This is a genomic window from Chloroflexus sp. (assembly GCF_034432675.1).
GTDB lineage: Bacteria > Chloroflexota > Chloroflexia > Chloroflexales > Chloroflexaceae > Chloroflexus.
This window is the reverse complement of the sequence record NZ_DAOUBI010000022.1, coordinates 17,611-34,467: the sequence shown is the minus strand read 5'-3', so window position 1 is coordinate 34,467 and position 16,857 is coordinate 17,611. Positions and strand designations below refer to the sequence as shown.

Here is a 16,857-nt window from a genome sequence, read left to right as displayed (position 1 = left end):
CCAATCCAGCGCGTGATGGCACCGGAGATGGTTATTCGAGCGCGACAGTACAACTTTTTATGAAATAAGTTCTAGTTCAAACTACAAACCGTAGTGACACTTCTGCACGAGTATGAACATTCTCTGGTTGTATGGTTAAAGAGTGATGTGGGATGTTGCATCCCCTTCTACGGTTCTGCGTTGATGTGGACAACCAATATGCAGAGATGTTGTTGGTAACAAAACCTCCAATGCAACACATATTCCCGCCTCAACCTGTGCTATAATCAGATCACTGTTGCACTCTGTCAGTTCGTAGATCGTCGCGGTGACCCGTTGGCCCGGATGCCAGGGCGTAAAGGTGGAAGCTGGTGTAAGTCCAGCACTGTGCCGCAACTGTAACCGGCCGTTTCAGGCCGGAAGTCAGGACGCCTGCCGCGATGTGTTGTTCGTTCAGCCCTTCTCGAGCCAAGGAGGATGAACGAGACCTGCATGCATTGTACTTGCAGTGTTGTCGTTTCATTACCCGACCCGAGAAGGTCGGGGTTTTTGTTTATATGTTAACAGAAGGAGACTGCCGTGTCTGATGAGACAACCACACCGGTTGGGCCAGGTTCGTCGCCAGAAGCTGAAGCCCGGCGTAAAGCGGTACGCGCCAGTCATACACCGAAGGGCCTGGTGATTGTTAATACCGGCAATGGCAAAGGAAAAACTACTGCCGCGCTCGGTGTCTTGTTGCGCGCCTGGGGGCGCAATATGCGTGTCGGTGGTGTGCAGTTTATCAAGCACGAGCAGGCGAAATTCGGTGAATTACGCGCACTTGAACGGATGGGAATTACCCTTACCCCGCTCGGCGATGGGTTTACCTGGACGAGTCGTGACCTTGATGAGACGCAGGCGCGAGCAGTACACGGTTGGGAGGTCGCTAAGACGCAGATTATCAGTGGCAATTACGATGTCTTTCTGCTCGATGAGTTTACGTATGTGATGCACTACGGCTGGGTACCTGCCACTGAGGTGGTGGCATGGCTGCGCACCAATAAACCGCCGATGCTACACCTGATCATTACCGGTCGTTACGCACCCGCCGAGCTGATTGAATACGCTGACCTGGTGACTGAAATGCGGGAGGTAAAGCATCCGTTCCGTGATCAGGGGATTCGGGCGCAACCGGGTATTGAGTATTAAGCGAGCAGAACGATGGCTGAACAACTCAAGCGCAACATGGTGCAGCGCCTTGATGGGCGGATGGTAAATGCCGGCGCACGACGCGGGATGTTGATTGTCTGTGCAACCGGGTGTTGTTGTGGTCACACCGAACGCGGGTTTGCTCCGGTATTGACCGATCTCTACCACGAAGAATGGGAGCGACGACGCCTGCGTAATCGGGTTCATCTCAGTCAGGGCGGGTGTCTGGGGCCATGCCCGCTGGCGAATGTTGCCCTCTTGCTGTTTGATGGCCGTCCGTACTGGTTTCACTCGCTCAATGATCCGGCATTGATCCCGATCCTGTATGATTTCATTGAAGAACTGCTGAATACCGGCCAATCAGCAGCCCTGCCGCCGGCATTGATCCCTCACGTCTTTAATGGCTTTAGTTGGGACGGTGTTACTGCGCCGATGGTTGCCACCGAACGGATTCCGACTGTGGCCGGTAATGGTATTCTCGTGTTGAGTCAGGCAGATACCGATCTGCTGGCGCTTGAGCAGGCATTGACACTACTTCCCGATGGGTTTGCACCGGTACGCATGGCGCATATTGGCCGCCTAACCGATCCGGCAGCGATTGACCGCTTGCTTGAACAGCATTTGCCGGCAGCAGCCATTGTGTTGGTGCGGCTCCATAGTGCAGCTTCGTTTACATATGGTTTGGAGCGCTTGCAGCAGTGGGCGGCAACCACCGATGGATTCCTGCTCTGTCTGCCGGCAGTTGAGCAGCTTGATCCCGATCTCATGGCTCGCTCGACGGTTGGTGTGCCTCTGGCCATGCTGGTAAGTGCCTATTTTCAGGCGGGCGGCGCCGTGAATCTCGCCAATGGTTTGCAATGTCTGAGCGATCACCTGCTAGTCAGTGGTTGGGGATACGATCCGCCTGTTGAATTACCACTCCACGGTATATACACCCCACCTCAACCATCGCGCCGGGGCAGAGCCAGGCAAACGGCGAACACGATAGCACCCGCCAATGATGGGCCGGTCGTCGGTCTGCTCTTCTACCGGGCACATTTGCTGAGCGGGAATACCGGATTCGTGGACGCGCTGATCAATGGGTTGCAGGCCCGCGGACTTCGGGTACGTGCTGTCTATACCCAATCCCTGAAAGCGATCAATGCGGAAGGTGTTCCGATTGGGCTGGCGTTGATCGAAGAGGCCGGGCCGGTAGATGTGATCATCTCTACCCTGAGTTTTGCGCTCGGCGATGATGATCCACATCCCTTTACCCGTCTCGACGTGCCGGTGATACAGGCCCTCCTCAGCAGTAGCAGCTGGGAATCCTGGCAACGGGACGGGCGTGGTCTGGGGCCGCTCGATACCGCGATGAATGTCGCCTTGCCGGAGCTTGATGGACGAATTATCAGCGTACCGATAGCATTTAAGGCGCAGGATGGTGAAGCGGCTGCGCGGTCGCTGCCTGACCCTGAACGAATTGAGCGGCTGGCCGGGCTGGTCTGGCGATTGACCCAACTTCGGCACAAACCGAACGCCCAGAAGCGGATCGCTATCATCTTGACTAACAGCAGTGCCAAAGCGCAGCGAATCGGGAATGCAGTTGGTCTTGATGCACCTGCCTCATTGATGCGTCTGTTTGCTGCGTTACACGATGCTGGCTACACCATCGATGGTTTGCCAGAAGATGGCAACCGTCTGATTGCAGATCTGATTGCCCGCTGCTCATACGACGAGACCTGGCTGACGACTGAGCAGTTGGCACTGGCGCATCGCATTCCCAGTGCGACCTATCAACGCTGGTTTGCCGAATTACCATTGCCGTTACAAGAGGCCATGACACGCCAATGGGGACTACCACCGGGTCGGGCGTATGTTCATCGCGGGGAGCTGGCGCTGGCGGGGCTAGCGTTTGGTAATTGCTTTGTCGCCCTGCAACCACCACGCGGGTACGATATGGATCCAAACGCCATTTACCATCGCCCCGACCTACCACCGCCCCACAACTACTACGCGCTCTACCGCTGGTTGCGTGATGTGTGGCAAGCCGATGCCATCATCCACCTCGGCAAACACGGTACGCTCGAATGGTTGCCCGGTAAGGGGGTTGGCTTGAGTGCCACCTGTTTCCCCGATCCTTTCTTGGGCGATATACCCCTGATCTATCCATTTATCATCAACGATCCCGGCGAAGGAACACAAGCCAAACGGCGAGCACATGCGGTGATCATCGACCATCTCACGCCACCGATGACGAGTGCCGGTGCGTATGGTGACTTGGCCGAACTGGCGCACCTAGTTGATGAGTATTACCGTATGGAACGGCTTGATCCAACGAAGCTCCCGCTTTTGCAACGCCAAATCTGGGATGTGTTACAACGTAGCCAACTGGCCGACGACTTGCGCTACATTCTCCAGGCCGACCACGGCGACCACCGTCATGAATGGGACGGCAGTGTGTTGGAAGATGGTACACCTACCGTCTTGGCCGAGTTGGAAGGACGTGAAGTAGCGCATCTGCTTGAGGATATTGAAGGGTATTTGTGTGAGCTAACCGGAGCACAGATTCGCGACGGCTTACACATTCTCGGCACTATGCCAGAGGGTGATCAGCTCGTCGATCTGGCATACCACCTCTTGCGTCTGCCCAACCTGCACGCACCGGCTCTGCCGGCGTCGGTCGCCACAGCACTCGGTGTCGACTGGCATGCGCTTCAGAACGCCCCAGGACAGCGGCGCAACGGCGACGATTACTTTTTGACGAATGCTGATGTAATTGCCCATATCGAAACGCTCTGTCGCGATCTGCTGAAGCGGCTCCAGGCAGAGCAATGGCAGGCGGCGATGATTACGTTAGTGATCGATCAAGTGATGCCGGCGGGTCGTGATTCCACTGCGATTGCGACAGCACTCCAATACGCCTGCGACTGGATTATCCCCCGCCTACGTCAGAGTGCAATTGACGAGATCGATCATCTGCTGGCGGCGCTGACCGGGCGCTTCGTTCCACCGGGTCCGAGCGGCGCTCCGACACGCGGCATGGCGCACATCTTACCCACGGGACGCAACTTCTACAGTCTTGATCCGAGGAGTGTCCCGGCGATGGCAGCCTGGGAGACCGGGCAGGGATTGGCGAATGACCTGCTGCGTCGCTATCAACGGGAATACGGTACGCTGCCGGAAAGCGTCGGTATTAGTATCTGGGGTACCAGCCTGATCCGCACTGCCGGTGACGACGTGGCGCAGGTTATGGCGCTGCTGGGAGTACGTCCGCGCTGGCAACGCGAAAATCGTCGGGTAATCGGCTTTGAAGTCATTCCACTGACGGAATTGGGCCGGCCACGTATTGATGTTGTATGCCGGATTAGCGGTTTCTTCCGTGATGCCTTCCCGCATCTGATCGAGCTGCTCGATCAGGCGATCCAAACGGTCATCGACCTCGATGAACCGCTCGAACTGAACTTCCCCCGCAAGCATGCTCGCTTAACCATGCAGGCGCTGGTTCATGGCGGTACCGATCAGGAAACGGCACAACGTGAGGCTCGCTATCGCATCTTTGGCAGTCCACCGGGCAGCTATGGAGCGGGTATGTTGCCCTTAATAGACGGGCAAAACTGGACGAATGACGCCGATTTAGCCAGGGTGTATCTGCGCTGGGGTGGATATGCGTACACGGCAACCGAACAGGGAGTACCGGCTGAAACAGCCTTTGCCGCCGCACTTAGCACCGTCCAAGTTGCGACCAAGAATCAGGACACGCGCGAACATGACATTTTCGATAGCGATGACTACTTTCAGTTCCACGGTGGCATGATCGCGGCCATCCGTGCTCTCAGTGGTCGTAATCCGGCCCGCTACTTTGGCGACAGTAGCGATCCGGCTCGCCCGCGCACGCGCGATCTGCGCGAAGAGGTGCGCCGTGTCTTTCGGGCGCGTGTAATCAATCCAAAGTGGCTAGCCAGCATGCGCCGGCATGGCTACAAAGGCGGCCTGGAGCTGGCGGCAACCGTCGATTATCTCTTCGGCTATGACGCGACAGCCCAAGTGCTGGCAGATTGGATGTACGAGCAGGTGACGACCCATTACATCCGCGACTCTGAGATTCAGCAGTGGTTGCACGAAGTAAATCCGTGGGCGCTCCAGGCAATCGCCGAGCGGCTCAACGAGGCCATCGGTCGGAGTATGTGGCGCAATCCTTCACCTGAAGCACAGGCTGCTATCGCCGAGGTTCTGGCACAGGGGGAGGAGTTACGTGAAGGGTTTTCGGCTCCTCGCGACATTGATCGCGAAGGGTAGGGTACAGAGCGTAGAGGAAGGAGAGGAAGATGGACCTGGTCCAAAACACCATCAATCAGATCGGCCTTCTCGATGATCGAGCAGCGACGGCTGCACGCCGTCGGCAAAACACGCTCACCAAACCGGCCGGATCGCTGGGGCGACTAGAAGAGCTATCAATCCGCATAGCGGGTATTACCGGTCGTGAACGGCCACGCCTGACCAATCCGGCAGTCATCGTGATGGCTGCCGATCACGGCGTAGCCCGCCAGGGTGTGAGTGCATTTCCGGCTGAGGTCACGCCCCAGATGGTCTTGAACTTTCTGCGCGGTGGAGCGGCGATCAACGTCCTGGCCCGCCATGTCGGAGCACGGGTAATCGTCGTTGATATTGGCGTAGCGACCGATCTGCCTCCGCATCCCGATCTGGTCAGTCGCAAGCTGGCGTATAGCACTGCCGATTTCAGCCAGGAACCGGCAATGAGCCACGAAACCGCCCGGCAGGCCATCGCCGTTGGGATTGCCTGCGCGAATGAAACCATCGACAGTGGCGTTGATCTGCTGGCGACCGGCGAGATGGGCATCGCCAACACCACTGCCGCCAGTGCAGTGGTCGCTGCAATTACCGGCCGTCCGGTGAGTGAGGTCACCGGACGCGGCACCGGCATCGATGACAGTAGGCTGGCACGAAAGATAGCCGTCATCGAGCAGGCTTTGCATCGCCACCAGCCCAATCCCGCCGACGGACTTGATGTGCTGGCAAAGGTGGGTGGCCTGGAGATCGGCGGTCTTGCCGGCGTCATCCTAGGGGCAGCGGCCCGACGGGTGCCGGTAGTTATCGACGGCTTCATCGCCGGCGCGGCAGCGTTAATCGCGGCAACGCTGGCACCAATGGCTACAGCTTACATGATTGCCGGTCATCGTTCGGTTGAACGTGGACATACTGCGGTCTTTTCTCACCTTGATCTCCAACCCATACTCGACCTCAATATGCGGCTCGGTGAGGGTACCGGTGCGGTGTTGGCAATGTCGATCTGTCAGGCGGCCTGCAAGATTCTGGACGAAATGGCGACCTTCGCTGAAGCTGGTGTGTCTGAGAAGGCCTGATGAGGAAAGGAGCACTGCTATGAAACACCGGTGGCTTCTGATCAGTCTGGGAGCAATCATCTTGATTGTATTCGAGGCTCGACCAGTTTACGCAATGCACATTATGGAAGGGTTCTTACCGCCTCTCTGGGCGATCTTCTGGTTCGTCGTCGTCATCCCGTTCTGGATCATCGGCTTTCAGCGCCTGCGCACTGTCGTGAACAACAAGCCCGAATTGCGCTTACTGCTCGGTTTTGCGGCTGCGTTCACCTTTGTGCTTAGCGCACTTAAGTTACCTAGTGTTACCGGATCAAGCAGCCACCCCACCGGTACTGGCCTGGGAGCAATCCTGTTCGGGCCGTGGGTGATGAGTGTGCTCGGTTCAATTGTTTTATTGTTCCAGGCGCTATTAATTGCTCATGGCGGCCTAACCACACTAGGCGCCAACGCATTTAGCATGGCCGTCGTTGGACCGTGGGTCGCCTGGCTGATCTGGCGTGGTCTGAGTGGGCGCACTCCATTCTGGTTAACGGTATTCCTGGCGGCAGCGCTGGCAAATTTCTCAACCTACGTCGTGACCGCACTCCAACTGGCGCTGGCGCACCCCGATCCGGTGGGCGGGATCGTTGCCTCGTTCATCAAATTCGGCACCATCTTTGCCGTCACCCAGATTCCGCTGGCGGTAAGCGAAGGCATTCTCACGGTATTGATTATGAATGCACTGCAAACAACGGCTGCATCCGAATTGCAAGCCCTTGAAATGAAAGGGGTACGTTCATGATAACGCCCAGACCATTGCCATGGTCAGTGATGATCGTGCTCTGGCTGATTGTCATCGGTCTCGCAATCACACCGATCTTGCTGATCCGCGATACGGAGTTTGGTGGCGCCGATGCCGCTGCCGAGGTAGCAGTTATGGAAACCAACCCCAACTACGAACCTTGGTTCAATCCGTTGTTTGAGCCACCGGGCAGCGAAACCGAAAGTCTCTTGTTTGCGCTGCAGGCCGGGTTAGGTGCAGGTTTCATCGGCTATTTCTTCGGCTGGCACCATGGCCGTCGGCGACATCCGGATCGGTGACATGCTACGGGTTATTGATCGCTATGCATTTAGCAACCGGCTACGAGGCGTTGATCCGGCGCAGAAGAGCGGGATCGCTCTGAGCACGATCCTGCTTTGCTTCATGCTGGATCGCCCAGTGGTCGGATGGATTGCCACCATCTGGATGGTTGGGATCATGGTCGGCTATGCGCGAATACCATTGCACGTGGTGATTGCTGTACTGACAACCGAGGGCGTCTTTCTCATCCTCTCGGTTGTCAGTATCGCGGTGAGCATCGGTTTTGAAGCATCAGAAGCGGCACTCCGGTTGGGTCCGCTGTGGATAGGCTTTCATCACGCATCGCTCCCTCTCGCACTCCAGGTGTTTAGTCGGGCACTGGGGTGTACCGCCGCCCTCAACTTTCTGGTCTTAACAACACCGCTTGTTGATCTGATCGAGCTAATGCATCGGTTGCGTGTCCCGGTACTCCTGGTTGAGGTCATGATGCTGAGTTATCGGGCGATTTTTGTGCTCCTCGACACTCTTGAACAGATGGTCACTGCGCAAACCGCACGCCTTGGCTATACCTCGTGGCAGTCAACACTGCGCAGTTCAGCGCTGATCGGTAGTCGCTTGTTTGTCATCGCCTATCAACGGAGTCAGGCGCTTGAACAAGCCCTGATCGGGCGTGGCTTCGATGGTGATATGCGCGTACTACCACTATCGTACCGGACTGAACAAACCCTCTGGCTGATCGGTATCCTGATCTTCGTTAGCCTCTTGCTGGCAAGGTGGTGGGTATGACCGCAGCGCTGACGTTTGCAGCGGTATCGTATCGTTTCACCGGTAATCCGATACCGGCACTGCACCGGGTATCGCTCTCCATTGAACCCGGTCAGCGGATTGCTATTCTTGGACGCAACGGTGCCGGCAAGAGTACGCTGCTTTTATTGGCCGCCGGCATCTTGCGTCCGCAAGAAGGGCAGATTCGCTTGGGTGACACTCCGATCAGCTACTCACGTTCGGGATTGCGGCACCTGCGCCAACACGTTGGCCTGGTTATGCAATCACCTGATGAACAACTCTTTAGTGCCAGTGTCTGGCAAGACATCAGTTTTGGGCCACTCAATCTTGGTCTTAGCCCTGCCGAAGCCCGGTGCGCCGTCCACGAAGCGGCTGCGTTGTGTGATGTGAGCGATCTGCTCGACCGACCCACCCATGCGTTGAGTGGTGGGCAGAAAGCACGAGTGGCACTTGCCGGCGTATTGGCCATGCGACCACAGTATCTGCTGGTTGATGAGGCAACATCAGGACTAGATCGCTGGGCACGACAACAGATCGTACAGGTATTTGATCGACTGGCTGCGCAGGGCAAGACGGTCGTACTGGCGACCCACGATCTGGCGCTTGTCCGTCGCTGGGCCGATCTGGTGATAGTTCTGGATGTGGGCAGCGTGGCAGCCGTGGGAACGCCAGCGCATGTATTTGCTGATGAGACCCTGCGTCGCCTGATTGCACCACCAGAGGACTGGCATGATGATTGATGAAGAGATACGTCGGCGTTGCGCGATTGCCCTCCTGGCCCTGGTGCTCGACTACGCCCTGGGAGACCCGCCCAACCAGCTTCATCCGGTGAGCCTGATGGGGCACTGGCTCCGATTGGGGGAACGATTAGCCCCAGCGACACCGTTAGCCCGCCTGGCCTGGGGGGGTGGGTGGCTATACGGGGGCTGGTGGCTGGTGGGGAGAGTAGCTTCCCGCCTGCCGCGTCATCTGCTAGTGCAGGGGGCATGCGTTTCCCTGCTGCTGGCCTACCGGGGACTTGATCGAGCAGTTGCCGGGGTGGAACAGGCGTTGCGAACGGGCAATCTTGCAGAAGCGCGTCGTCTGCTGGGCTGGCACCTCGTCAGTCGACCAACCGCCGACCTTAGTGCGGCTGAAGTAGCCGGTGCAGCCATCGAGTCGCTGGCCGAAAATCTGAGTGACAGCATCATCGCTCCTCTGCTGGCTTTTCTAGTTGGTGGTCTACCTGCCCTGGCCGTCTACCGTCTGACCAACACTGCCGACGCGATGTGGGGGTATCGCACAGAGCGCTACGAGTATCTGGGCAAAATTGCTGCCCGCTGCGACGATGCCTTCAACCTGCTACCGGCCCGCATGACCGCACTGATGATTGCGCTGGCTACACACCTGATCAACAGACGGGGATGGCACGCCTGGCAAACCGCTCTGCGTGACGCCCGGCACACCGCTTCGCCAAATGCCGGCTGGCCAATGGCTGCCATGGCTGGTGCACTGGATACCGTCCTCACCAAACGCGATCATTACGCCCTCGGTGATGGGAGCTGTATTCCTGATGCGGCGATGATTGGGCGAGCGCGCCGTATCGTGCAGGTGGCAATGACGATTGTGGTGAGTGGACTGTGGATCGGCATACTTGCCGGTGCAGGGGTACGGCGTGTTGCGCCTCTGCACCCAGATGCCACGCTAAGGGGGTGACGGGATGAGGGCAATCTTACCCACAATTCCTCCCCCCAGCGGGGGAATCAGCTTCAATTCCTCCCCCCAGCGGGGCGAGGTTAGAAAGGGGGGCGGGATGCATACGGAGCACGCCTGTCACCACTCCCCCGACAGAAGCGGAGCGGAGGCTGGGGGGTGAGGGGAGGAAGGAAGCCAGCCGGCGTGTACACCATCTACAGCGTCATGAACGGAGACCACGACGATGACCAGAACAGCAATCTTACTGATCGGGCACGGCACTGATGACAGTGATGGTTTGGCCGAGTATCGCCAACTGGCCAGCATGCTGCAAGAGCGGCTCGATCTCCCGGTGCAGCCATGCTTTCTCGAACTGGCCGATCCGCCGATTGGGCAGGCGATTGACGAGTGCGCACGTGCCGGGTATCAACACCTGATTGCGATACCGCTCCTCCTCGGCGCAGCCGGCCATCAGAAAAATGATATTCCCGTTGCGATCCAACAGGTGCGCCTACGCTGGCCAGAACTTATCATTCAATACGGAACGCCACTCGGTGTGCAGTATTCACTGCTCAAAGCACTGGCCGACCGTCTGGCGACGGCAGAAGCAGCTGCCCCACCTGTACCGCGTGCCGAAACCGCCTTGGCCGTGATCGGGCGTGGCAGCAGTGACCCCGACAGTAACGCCGATGTTGCCCGTATGGCACGTTTGCTGTGGGAGGGTCGAGGCTATGCTCACGTCACCTATGGCTTCTACAGCATTACCACACCGCGAGTGCCACAAACGCTTGATGCCTGCATTGCGCTGGGTGCGCGTCGCATTATCGTGATCCCGTATCTGCTCTTCACCGGGCGCATTCTGCAACGGATCGTTGCCCAAGTTGCTGTGGCACGCCGAACATATCCAGATCACGACTTCGTTGTAACCGAACACCTTGGTCTGCACGAAGGAGTCCTCACCGCCATCATGCAACGGATTCAGGAAGCCATGAATGGTCAGTCGGTGGTCAACTGTGACGTTTGTAAATATCGACGGCTCTTTCCGGGTTTTGTCAACGATTTCGGTCGACCACAAATCAGCGATCACGAACACGGCTTACGCGGCGAAGCATCTGGCAGTATGACAAACATCCTCCCGCCCCGCTACCGTGGTGGCCGGGCAGTGAGTGCAGCGCCGATGACTGCCGCCCCGCTTGTCTTCGACGAACATGGGCAGGTCGCGTGGGATCGCATCTGGGGAGGCGACGATCCTGAAAATCCCTTCTGCGAGCTGGCCCTGGCCGGTGGCCCACCCCACCGGGGAACACTGCTTGAACCGGTTGATCCGGCAACGATCCAGACCGACCCGGCAGGCTACGCCCGCGTCATTGCCGAACTCCGGCGGGCACTAACGATGGTCACCGATTTATCGGTAACGACCGACACCGCCACTGGCTGGATCGGTCTGGTCTGTGAAAGTGAAGAGATGGCAATCTGGCTCCTGCGAGCAATTATCGTGGAAAATATCAGTGTCCGTCGCGAAGACCGCACGCTACTCTTACCGGCGGGGCCGCATTTTCGACTGGAGGGAGAGATCAAAAATGTGGTCACGGCAGTTGCCAAAACCTATCACTACTGGAAGGAGCATATACAGCGATGTCAACGCTAACCTGCCGTATCTTCATCTTGCACGATCATGGTGAGCACGTGACCCAGTTGGCGCAGGCGATTGGTGAGGGTGCCGCCAGCGTTGGCGGTGTCACGGTTAAGATCAGTCTGCCCCATCACGCGACGAAAGCCGATTTGCTAGAGGCTGATGGGATCATTATCGGCACACCCAATTGGACTGGCATCAAGGGCACCCTCAAGCGCTGGCTTGATACGACCGGCGATCTGTGGGAAGAGGGCAGCCTGGCCGGAAAAGTGGGGGCAGCCTTCACCAGTAGTGCCGGGCGCCATTCAGGTACCGAGTTTACGCTGCTTTCGGTGCTGCACTGGATGTTGGGCAGCGGCATGATCATCGTTGGCTTACCGTGGAGTCCGCTGATGGAACAGGCCGGCTCGTACTACGGAGCAACCGCTGTTGGCACCATTACCGAAGCCGATCTGATCCAGGCCAAGGCATTGGGGCGACGGGTTGCTGAACTTGCCCTTCAGTTACGCCGGGGAGCAGCATCATGAACGACCAATCGCCATTGGTATCAGCAGGAGCCGACATTACCGCCCGTTCATTTGCGATCATTCGGGCCGAATTACAGGCGCGTAACCTTATCATCCCGCAGCCACTTGCGGCAATTGTTGAGCGCATTATTCACACAACTGCCGATTTCGAGTTTGCTGAACTGACCAGAGCCAGTGCCGGTGCGGTAGAGGAGGGGATCAACGCTCTCCGGCGTGGATGTCTAGTCATCACCGATGTCCAGATGGTTCGTGCAGGCATTGATCAACGACGCCTGCAACACTTTGGCGGCAGTGTAGCCTGCTTCAACGATAGTAAGCCGGTGTTGGAACTGGCTGCGGCCACCGGCCTCACCCGTAGTGCCGCCGCCATGCGCTGGGCGCACGAGCAGAGGTATCTGAACGGCGCACTAGTAGCGATTGGCAATGCACCGACAGCCCTGTTTGAATTGATCAGTCTTATTGACCGGGGTGCCCACCCGGCTATCGTGATTGGCATGCCGGTCGGCTTTGTTAACACTGTTGAAAGTAAAGCCGCGCTGATGAACCGCACCGATGTAGCCTGGATTGTGACCATGGGACGCAAAGGTGGCTCTCCGGTTGCCACAGCCACCGTGAATGCCCTGCTCCGGCTGGCAACCGGTGAAGACAACAGCGCATAACGGAGATCAACTATGGCCGATATGGTTCCGCCACGCAACAAACGAGGATCGCGTACCGGTTACACCACCGGCAGCAATGCAGCGGCAGCAGCCAAGGCAGCCACCATTGCGCTGCTAAGCGGTCAGTGGCCGGATCAGGTCACGATCACATTGCCAATTGGCGAGACTGCCACCATGACGCCGGCGATCACTCGCCTCGATACCAAACAGGCGTACTGCTGCATGGTAAAAGATGCCGGCGACGATCCTGATGTGACGCACGGTGCACTGATTTGTGCGTCGGTGCGCATTGTGGAAATACCGGGAATCCACCTGGATGGTGGCGAAGGTGTTGGGCGAGTCACCTTGCCTGGTCTCGGCTTACCAGTTGGTGGGCCGGCCATCAATCCGGTACCACGTCAACAGATCACAGCGAACGTGCTTGACGCTGTGCACGAATATGCTCCCAGTGGCGAAGCCTTTCTGGAACGCCTGGGACTTGAGGTCGTCATCAGTGTGCCTGATGGTGAACGGATCGCGCAGAAGACCCTCAATCCGCGCCTCGGTATTATCGGTGGGATCAGTATCCTCGGCACAACCGGTAAAGTCTTTCCGTACAGCACTGCCGCCTGGCGAGCAAGTGTTATTCAGGCGGTTGAGATGGCTGCCCGCAACGCCGTTCCCAAAATTGTTTTATGTACCGGCGGTCGATCAGAAAAGTTTGCCATGCAACTCTTTCCTGAATTACCAGAGCTTGCGTTTGTCGAATTGAGTGTCTTTACCGGTGATGCTCTCAAGACCTGCGTCACGCACGGCGTACCGGCTGCGGTCTTCGTCGGTATGATCGGCAAGATGATCAAAACAGCGCAGGGGTGTATGCAGACTCACGTAGCGGGCAATCAGGTTGATTTCGCCTTCCTGGCCCAGATATGCCGTGATGTCGGTGCGCCAGAGTCATTTGTGCAGACGATCGCTCAGGCCAACACCGGTCGCCACTTTCTCGAACTCTGCCAGGAGTATGGCCAACTAGCACCGCTACAACGGATCGTCGAACTGGCCCGCGATCAATGCCTGAGCTTCATCGCCGATCAGGGCGGTGCGATGGACTTCGAGGCCATTCTGGTCGATTTCGACGGCCGGGTACTGGCACGGGCAGCAGCTACAGCGCCGACGCATACCATACCGGCGTCACTGCCGGCGCCGCTGATTGAGCGTCTACCCAACGAGCCGTTGTCTGAAACTGATGAGCCGGTGGAGGATGCATGAGTCGACGTACTCCTATTCTTGTAGTTGGATTGACGGCTGCCGGTAGCGACGACTTGCCTCCCGCGCTGATCGAGCGCATACTCCACGCCGATCTGCTGGTGGGAGGGCGACGGCACCTGGCAGCGTTTCCCGACTTTACCGGCGAACGGTTAGCGATAGAGGCGAGTGTGGAACCGGCGCTGACCCGTCTACACGCAGCGTGGCAAAACGGCGAGGTGGCAGTGGTGCTGGCCTCGGGTGATCCACTCTGGTACGGCATCGGCAGCAGCTTGCGCCGCGTGTTTCCTCCAGACGCGCTGGAAATCGTGCCGGCACCAACCTCGGCGCAACTCGCATTTGCGGCAGTGGCCGAACCGTGGCACGATGCGGTCTTACTCAGCGCACACGGACGCCCGTTAGCAGCCATCATTCCTGCTGTGCTCACCGCGTCTAAAGCGGCGATCCTCACCGATCACCACCAGACCCCAGCCGTCATTGCACAGGCACTTATCGCCGCTGGTCTGGCGCCAGATAGCCGCTGCGCCGTCTGTGAACAGCTCGGCGGTACGAAACAGCGAGTCGTCCGGGCCACTCTCACCGACATTGCAGAGGCGATCTTTGACCCTCTAAATGTCTTGATCGTCTGGAACGACCATCCCCGCCGACCATTCCCACCCGGCCTTATCGATGAAGCCTTCAGCACAGAAGCCGGCCAACTGACCAAGCGCGAAGTACGTCTGCTGAGCCTGGCTGAACTGGCTTTGCAACCGGGTGAGGTGATGTGGGACATCGGTGCCGGTAGCGGTGCAGTCGCTATTGAAGCTGCGCGCGCCTGCCCAACCGCGCAAGTTTATGCGGTCGAGCGGCGTACCACCTTTATCGGTCATATCCAGACCAATCTGGCGCGCTTTCCGGCGCCCAATCTGCACATCACGCACGGAGAAGCACCGGCCGCCTGCCATGACTTGCCCGACCCGCACGCCATCTTTGTCGGTGGTAGTGGCGGGCGCCTTGCCGAAATCGTGGCTTTGGCCCGCCACCGATTACGACCCGGTGGCAGGCTGGTGCTTAACCTGATTATGACCGGCCATCTCGCCGAGGCGGTGCAGCTGTTGCCCACCGCACGAGTTACCCAGATTCAAGTCAATCGCGGCACGCCCATCCAATCCGATCTACGCTTTGCCGCACTCAACCCAGTGTACATTGTGGTCTGGCAGAATGAGGAACACCATGACTGATACACCAGAACTGATCGCGGTCGGGCTTGGACCCGGCGATCCCGAACTGATTACTGTTAAGGGGATGCATGCTATTCAGGCGGCTGATGTAATCTTTGCGCCGCAGAGTCGTGATGGCGATGCCAGTATTGCGCTCCAGATTGCCACCCGCTGGATCGATCAGTCTCGACAGCGCATTGTCACGCTCCCCCTGCCCATGACCCGCGACTCCGGCCAGTTACGCTCGGCGTGGCAGGCCGCTGCGGTCGTGATGCGGCAGGAACTCAGCCAGCACCGCCGCGGTGTCTACCTATTGCTCGGCGATCCCCTGCTCTACGGCACGTTCGTCTACCTCTGGCGCGAGCTGCGTGCTGCGGCGCCAGAGCTCACGATCGGCATCATCCCTGGCATCACCTCATTTGCCGCTGCCGCTGCCGCCGCTGGCATCCCGCTCGCCATGGCCGATGAGCGCCTGATCGTGGTACCGGCCAGCTATGAAACTGACACCGCCACCCTGCAACGACTGCTCGATGATTTCGCCACCGTCGTTTTGATGAAAGCAGGTACAGCATTGCCGGCTATTGTCGAGACCCTCCACCAGCTCAACCTGATCGATCACGCCCTTTACGCCGAACGGGTTGGCTTAGCCGGTGAATTTATCACTCGTGATCTGCGCACACTCGACCTGCGCCATCGTCCGTATCTGTCACTCGTGATTGTTCGTCGCGGAGAGCTGCTATGACCTATCCTGCCATTCCAGGAACTGTCTATTTCGTGGGCGCCGGCCCCGGTGCACCTGATTTGATCACTGTGCGTGGCCGTGATCTGCTGGCCCAGGCCGATCTCATTCTCTACGCCGATAGTCTGGTTGATGCGGCCTTACCGGCAGCCTATGCCCGCGCCGATGCCCGTATCCTCGGTTCGGTTGAGATGCACCTCGCCCAGATCGTGCGTCTGATGTGCGAGGCAGCGCGAGCCGGCCAGGTCGTTGTGCGGCTGCATAGTGGCGATCCGGCACTCTACGGCGCCATCCACGAACAGATGGCTGCCCTCGATGAAGCCGGAGTGCCCTACGAGATTGTACCAGGCGTGACTGCTGCATTTGCGCTCGCCGCCCGCCTGGGGGTTGAGCTGACGGTTCCCGAACTGGTGCAGACCATCATCCTGACCCGACCCGCCGGACGCACACCGCTCCCCGAACACGAACAACTGAGCCGACTGGCGGCCCACGGCGCATCACTGGCCATCTATCTCGGCATTACCCGGATGCAACAGGTCGTGCGTGATCTGCTGGCCGGTGGCATCTACACGCCGGACACACCGGTCGTTGTCGCCTACCGCCTCACCTGGCCCGACGAGGTGCTCATTCACGGCACATTGGGCGACATCGCCGAAAAGGTGAAAGCTGCCGGCTTTACCCGGCAGGCGTTGATCCTGGTTAGCCCTACTCTTGATCCGGCCAACAAGCGTACCGACCGGCCAACCAGCCGGCTCTATGATCCAACCTACAGTCACCGGTTGCGCCGCCGCCGTGAACCGGCTGATGAGTCGGCAGAGGCATAACAGTCGGG

Annotated in this window: 15 protein-coding genes and 1 riboswitch; all 15 genes read left to right on the top strand. The window is 58.4% G+C overall.

Annotated elements, in window-relative coordinates:
- Nucleotides 1-288 precede the first annotated feature (288 nt).
- Nucleotides 289-434, top strand: a riboswitch (cobalamin riboswitch).
- 124 nt (nt 435-558) lie between these two features.
- The 15 genes from cobO (at nt 559) to cobM (ending at nt 16,849) form a co-directional block, all read left to right on the top strand.
- Nucleotides 559-1,167: a cob(I)yrinic acid a,c-diamide adenosyltransferase gene (gene cobO, locus VAE55_RS01980; protein WP_322814151.1), complete on the top strand. Its 609-nt coding sequence runs from the start codon at nt 559-561 to the stop codon at nt 1,165-1,167.
- A gap of 12 nt (nt 1,168-1,179) precedes the next feature.
- A complete protein-coding gene (cobN, locus tag VAE55_RS01975; RefSeq protein WP_322814150.1) occupies nt 1,180-5,442 on the top strand; it encodes a cobaltochelatase subunit CobN in 4,263 nt (1,420 codons plus the stop codon).
- A gap of 29 nt (nt 5,443-5,471) precedes the next feature.
- Nucleotides 5,472-6,527 carry a nicotinate-nucleotide--dimethylbenzimidazole phosphoribosyltransferase gene (gene cobT / locus VAE55_RS01970; protein WP_322814149.1) on the top strand — a complete coding sequence of 352 codons (1,056 nt, stop codon included), beginning with the start codon at nt 5,472-5,474 and terminating at the stop codon, nt 6,525-6,527.
- A 19-nt stretch (nt 6,528-6,546) separates the two neighbouring features.
- A complete protein-coding gene (locus tag VAE55_RS01965; RefSeq protein ID WP_322814148.1) occupies nt 6,547-7,287 on the top strand; it encodes an energy-coupling factor ABC transporter permease in 741 nt (246 codons plus the stop codon).
- A complete protein-coding gene (locus VAE55_RS01960) occupies nt 7,284-7,586 on the top strand; it encodes an energy-coupling factor ABC transporter substrate-binding protein (RefSeq protein WP_416181159.1) in 303 nt (100 codons plus the stop codon). Before VAE55_RS01965 ends, VAE55_RS01960 begins: the two co-directional genes overlap by 4 nt.
- Nucleotide 7,587: 1 nt before the next feature.
- On the top strand, nt 7,588-8,352 hold the full coding sequence (cbiQ, locus tag VAE55_RS01955) for a cobalt ECF transporter T component CbiQ (protein WP_322814147.1): 765 nt from the start codon (nt 7,588-7,590) through the stop codon (nt 8,350-8,352).
- Nucleotides 8,349-9,092 (top strand): ABC transporter ATP-binding protein, encoded by a 744-nt coding sequence (locus VAE55_RS01950; protein WP_322814146.1) that lies wholly within the window; start codon nt 8,349-8,351, stop codon nt 9,090-9,092. The genes cbiQ and VAE55_RS01950 overlap by 4 nt, the downstream gene beginning before the upstream one ends.
- Nucleotides 9,082-10,047, top strand: coding sequence for an adenosylcobinamide-phosphate synthase CbiB (gene cbiB, locus VAE55_RS01945; protein WP_322814145.1), 966 nt, complete (start codon nt 9,082-9,084; stop codon nt 10,045-10,047). The genes VAE55_RS01950 and cbiB overlap by 11 nt, the downstream gene beginning before the upstream one ends.
- 223 nt (nt 10,048-10,270) lie before the next feature.
- Nucleotides 10,271-11,674 carry a sirohydrochlorin chelatase gene (locus tag VAE55_RS01940; RefSeq protein WP_322814144.1) on the top strand — a complete coding sequence of 468 codons (1,404 nt, stop codon included), beginning with the start codon at nt 10,271-10,273 and terminating at the stop codon, nt 11,672-11,674.
- Nucleotides 11,662-12,186 (top strand): NAD(P)H-dependent oxidoreductase, encoded by a 525-nt coding sequence (locus VAE55_RS01935; RefSeq protein WP_322814143.1) that lies wholly within the window; start codon nt 11,662-11,664, stop codon nt 12,184-12,186. The genes VAE55_RS01940 and VAE55_RS01935 overlap by 13 nt, the downstream gene beginning before the upstream one ends.
- Nucleotides 12,183-12,845 (top strand): precorrin-8X methylmutase, encoded by a 663-nt coding sequence (locus tag VAE55_RS01930; protein WP_322814142.1) that lies wholly within the window; start codon nt 12,183-12,185, stop codon nt 12,843-12,845. Before VAE55_RS01935 ends, VAE55_RS01930 begins: the two co-directional genes overlap by 4 nt.
- 12 nt (nt 12,846-12,857) lie before the next feature.
- Nucleotides 12,858-14,090 (top strand): cobalt-precorrin-5B (C(1))-methyltransferase, encoded by a 1,233-nt coding sequence (locus tag VAE55_RS01925; RefSeq protein ID WP_322814141.1) that lies wholly within the window; start codon nt 12,858-12,860, stop codon nt 14,088-14,090.
- Entirely contained in the window at nt 14,087-15,307 is a 1,221-nt protein-coding gene (cbiE, locus tag VAE55_RS01920) for a precorrin-6y C5,15-methyltransferase (decarboxylating) subunit CbiE (protein ID WP_322814140.1), read from the top strand. The genes VAE55_RS01925 and cbiE overlap by 4 nt, the downstream gene beginning before the upstream one ends.
- Entirely contained in the window at nt 15,300-16,028 is a 729-nt protein-coding gene (cobI, locus tag VAE55_RS01915) for a precorrin-2 C(20)-methyltransferase (RefSeq protein WP_322814139.1), read from the top strand. Before cbiE ends, cobI begins: the two co-directional genes overlap by 8 nt.
- Nucleotides 16,025-16,849 (top strand): precorrin-4 C(11)-methyltransferase, encoded by an 825-nt coding sequence (gene cobM, locus VAE55_RS01910; protein ID WP_322814138.1) that lies wholly within the window; start codon nt 16,025-16,027, stop codon nt 16,847-16,849. The genes cobI and cobM overlap by 4 nt, the downstream gene beginning before the upstream one ends.
- The last annotated feature ends 8 nt before the right edge of the window (nt 16,850-16,857 follow it).

Excerpts from the sequence above, each read along its gene's own strand:
- cobI (WP_322814139.1), top strand. The coding sequence starts at position 15,300 with ATGACTGATACACCAGAACTGATCGCGGTCGGGCTTGGACCCGGCGAT.
- cbiB (WP_322814145.1), top strand. The coding sequence starts at position 9,082 with ATGATGATTGATGAAGAGATACGTCGGCGTTGCGCGATTGCCCTCCTG.
- VAE55_RS01925 (WP_322814141.1), top strand. The coding sequence starts at position 12,858 with ATGGCCGATATGGTTCCGCCACGCAACAAACGAGGATCGCGTACCGGT.
- cobM (WP_322814138.1), top strand. The coding sequence starts at position 16,025 with ATGACCTATCCTGCCATTCCAGGAACTGTCTATTTCGTGGGCGCCGGC.
- cbiQ (WP_322814147.1), top strand. The coding sequence starts at position 7,588 with ATGCTACGGGTTATTGATCGCTATGCATTTAGCAACCGGCTACGAGGC.
- cbiE (WP_322814140.1), top strand. The coding sequence starts at position 14,087 with ATGAGTCGACGTACTCCTATTCTTGTAGTTGGATTGACGGCTGCCGGT.
- VAE55_RS01935 (WP_322814143.1), top strand. The coding sequence starts at position 11,662 with ATGTCAACGCTAACCTGCCGTATCTTCATCTTGCACGATCATGGTGAG.
- VAE55_RS01930 (WP_322814142.1), top strand. The coding sequence starts at position 12,183 with ATGAACGACCAATCGCCATTGGTATCAGCAGGAGCCGACATTACCGCC.
- cobN (WP_322814150.1), top strand. The coding sequence starts at position 1,180 with ATGGCTGAACAACTCAAGCGCAACATGGTGCAGCGCCTTGATGGGCGG.
- VAE55_RS01965 (WP_322814148.1), top strand. The coding sequence starts at position 6,547 with ATGAAACACCGGTGGCTTCTGATCAGTCTGGGAGCAATCATCTTGATT.
- VAE55_RS01960 (WP_416181159.1), top strand. The coding sequence starts at position 7,284 with ATGATAACGCCCAGACCATTGCCATGGTCAGTGATGATCGTGCTCTGG.
- cobT (WP_322814149.1), top strand. The coding sequence starts at position 5,472 with ATGGACCTGGTCCAAAACACCATCAATCAGATCGGCCTTCTCGATGAT.
- VAE55_RS01950 (WP_322814146.1), top strand. The coding sequence starts at position 8,349 with ATGACCGCAGCGCTGACGTTTGCAGCGGTATCGTATCGTTTCACCGGT.
- VAE55_RS01940 (WP_322814144.1), top strand. The coding sequence starts at position 10,271 with ATGACCAGAACAGCAATCTTACTGATCGGGCACGGCACTGATGACAGT.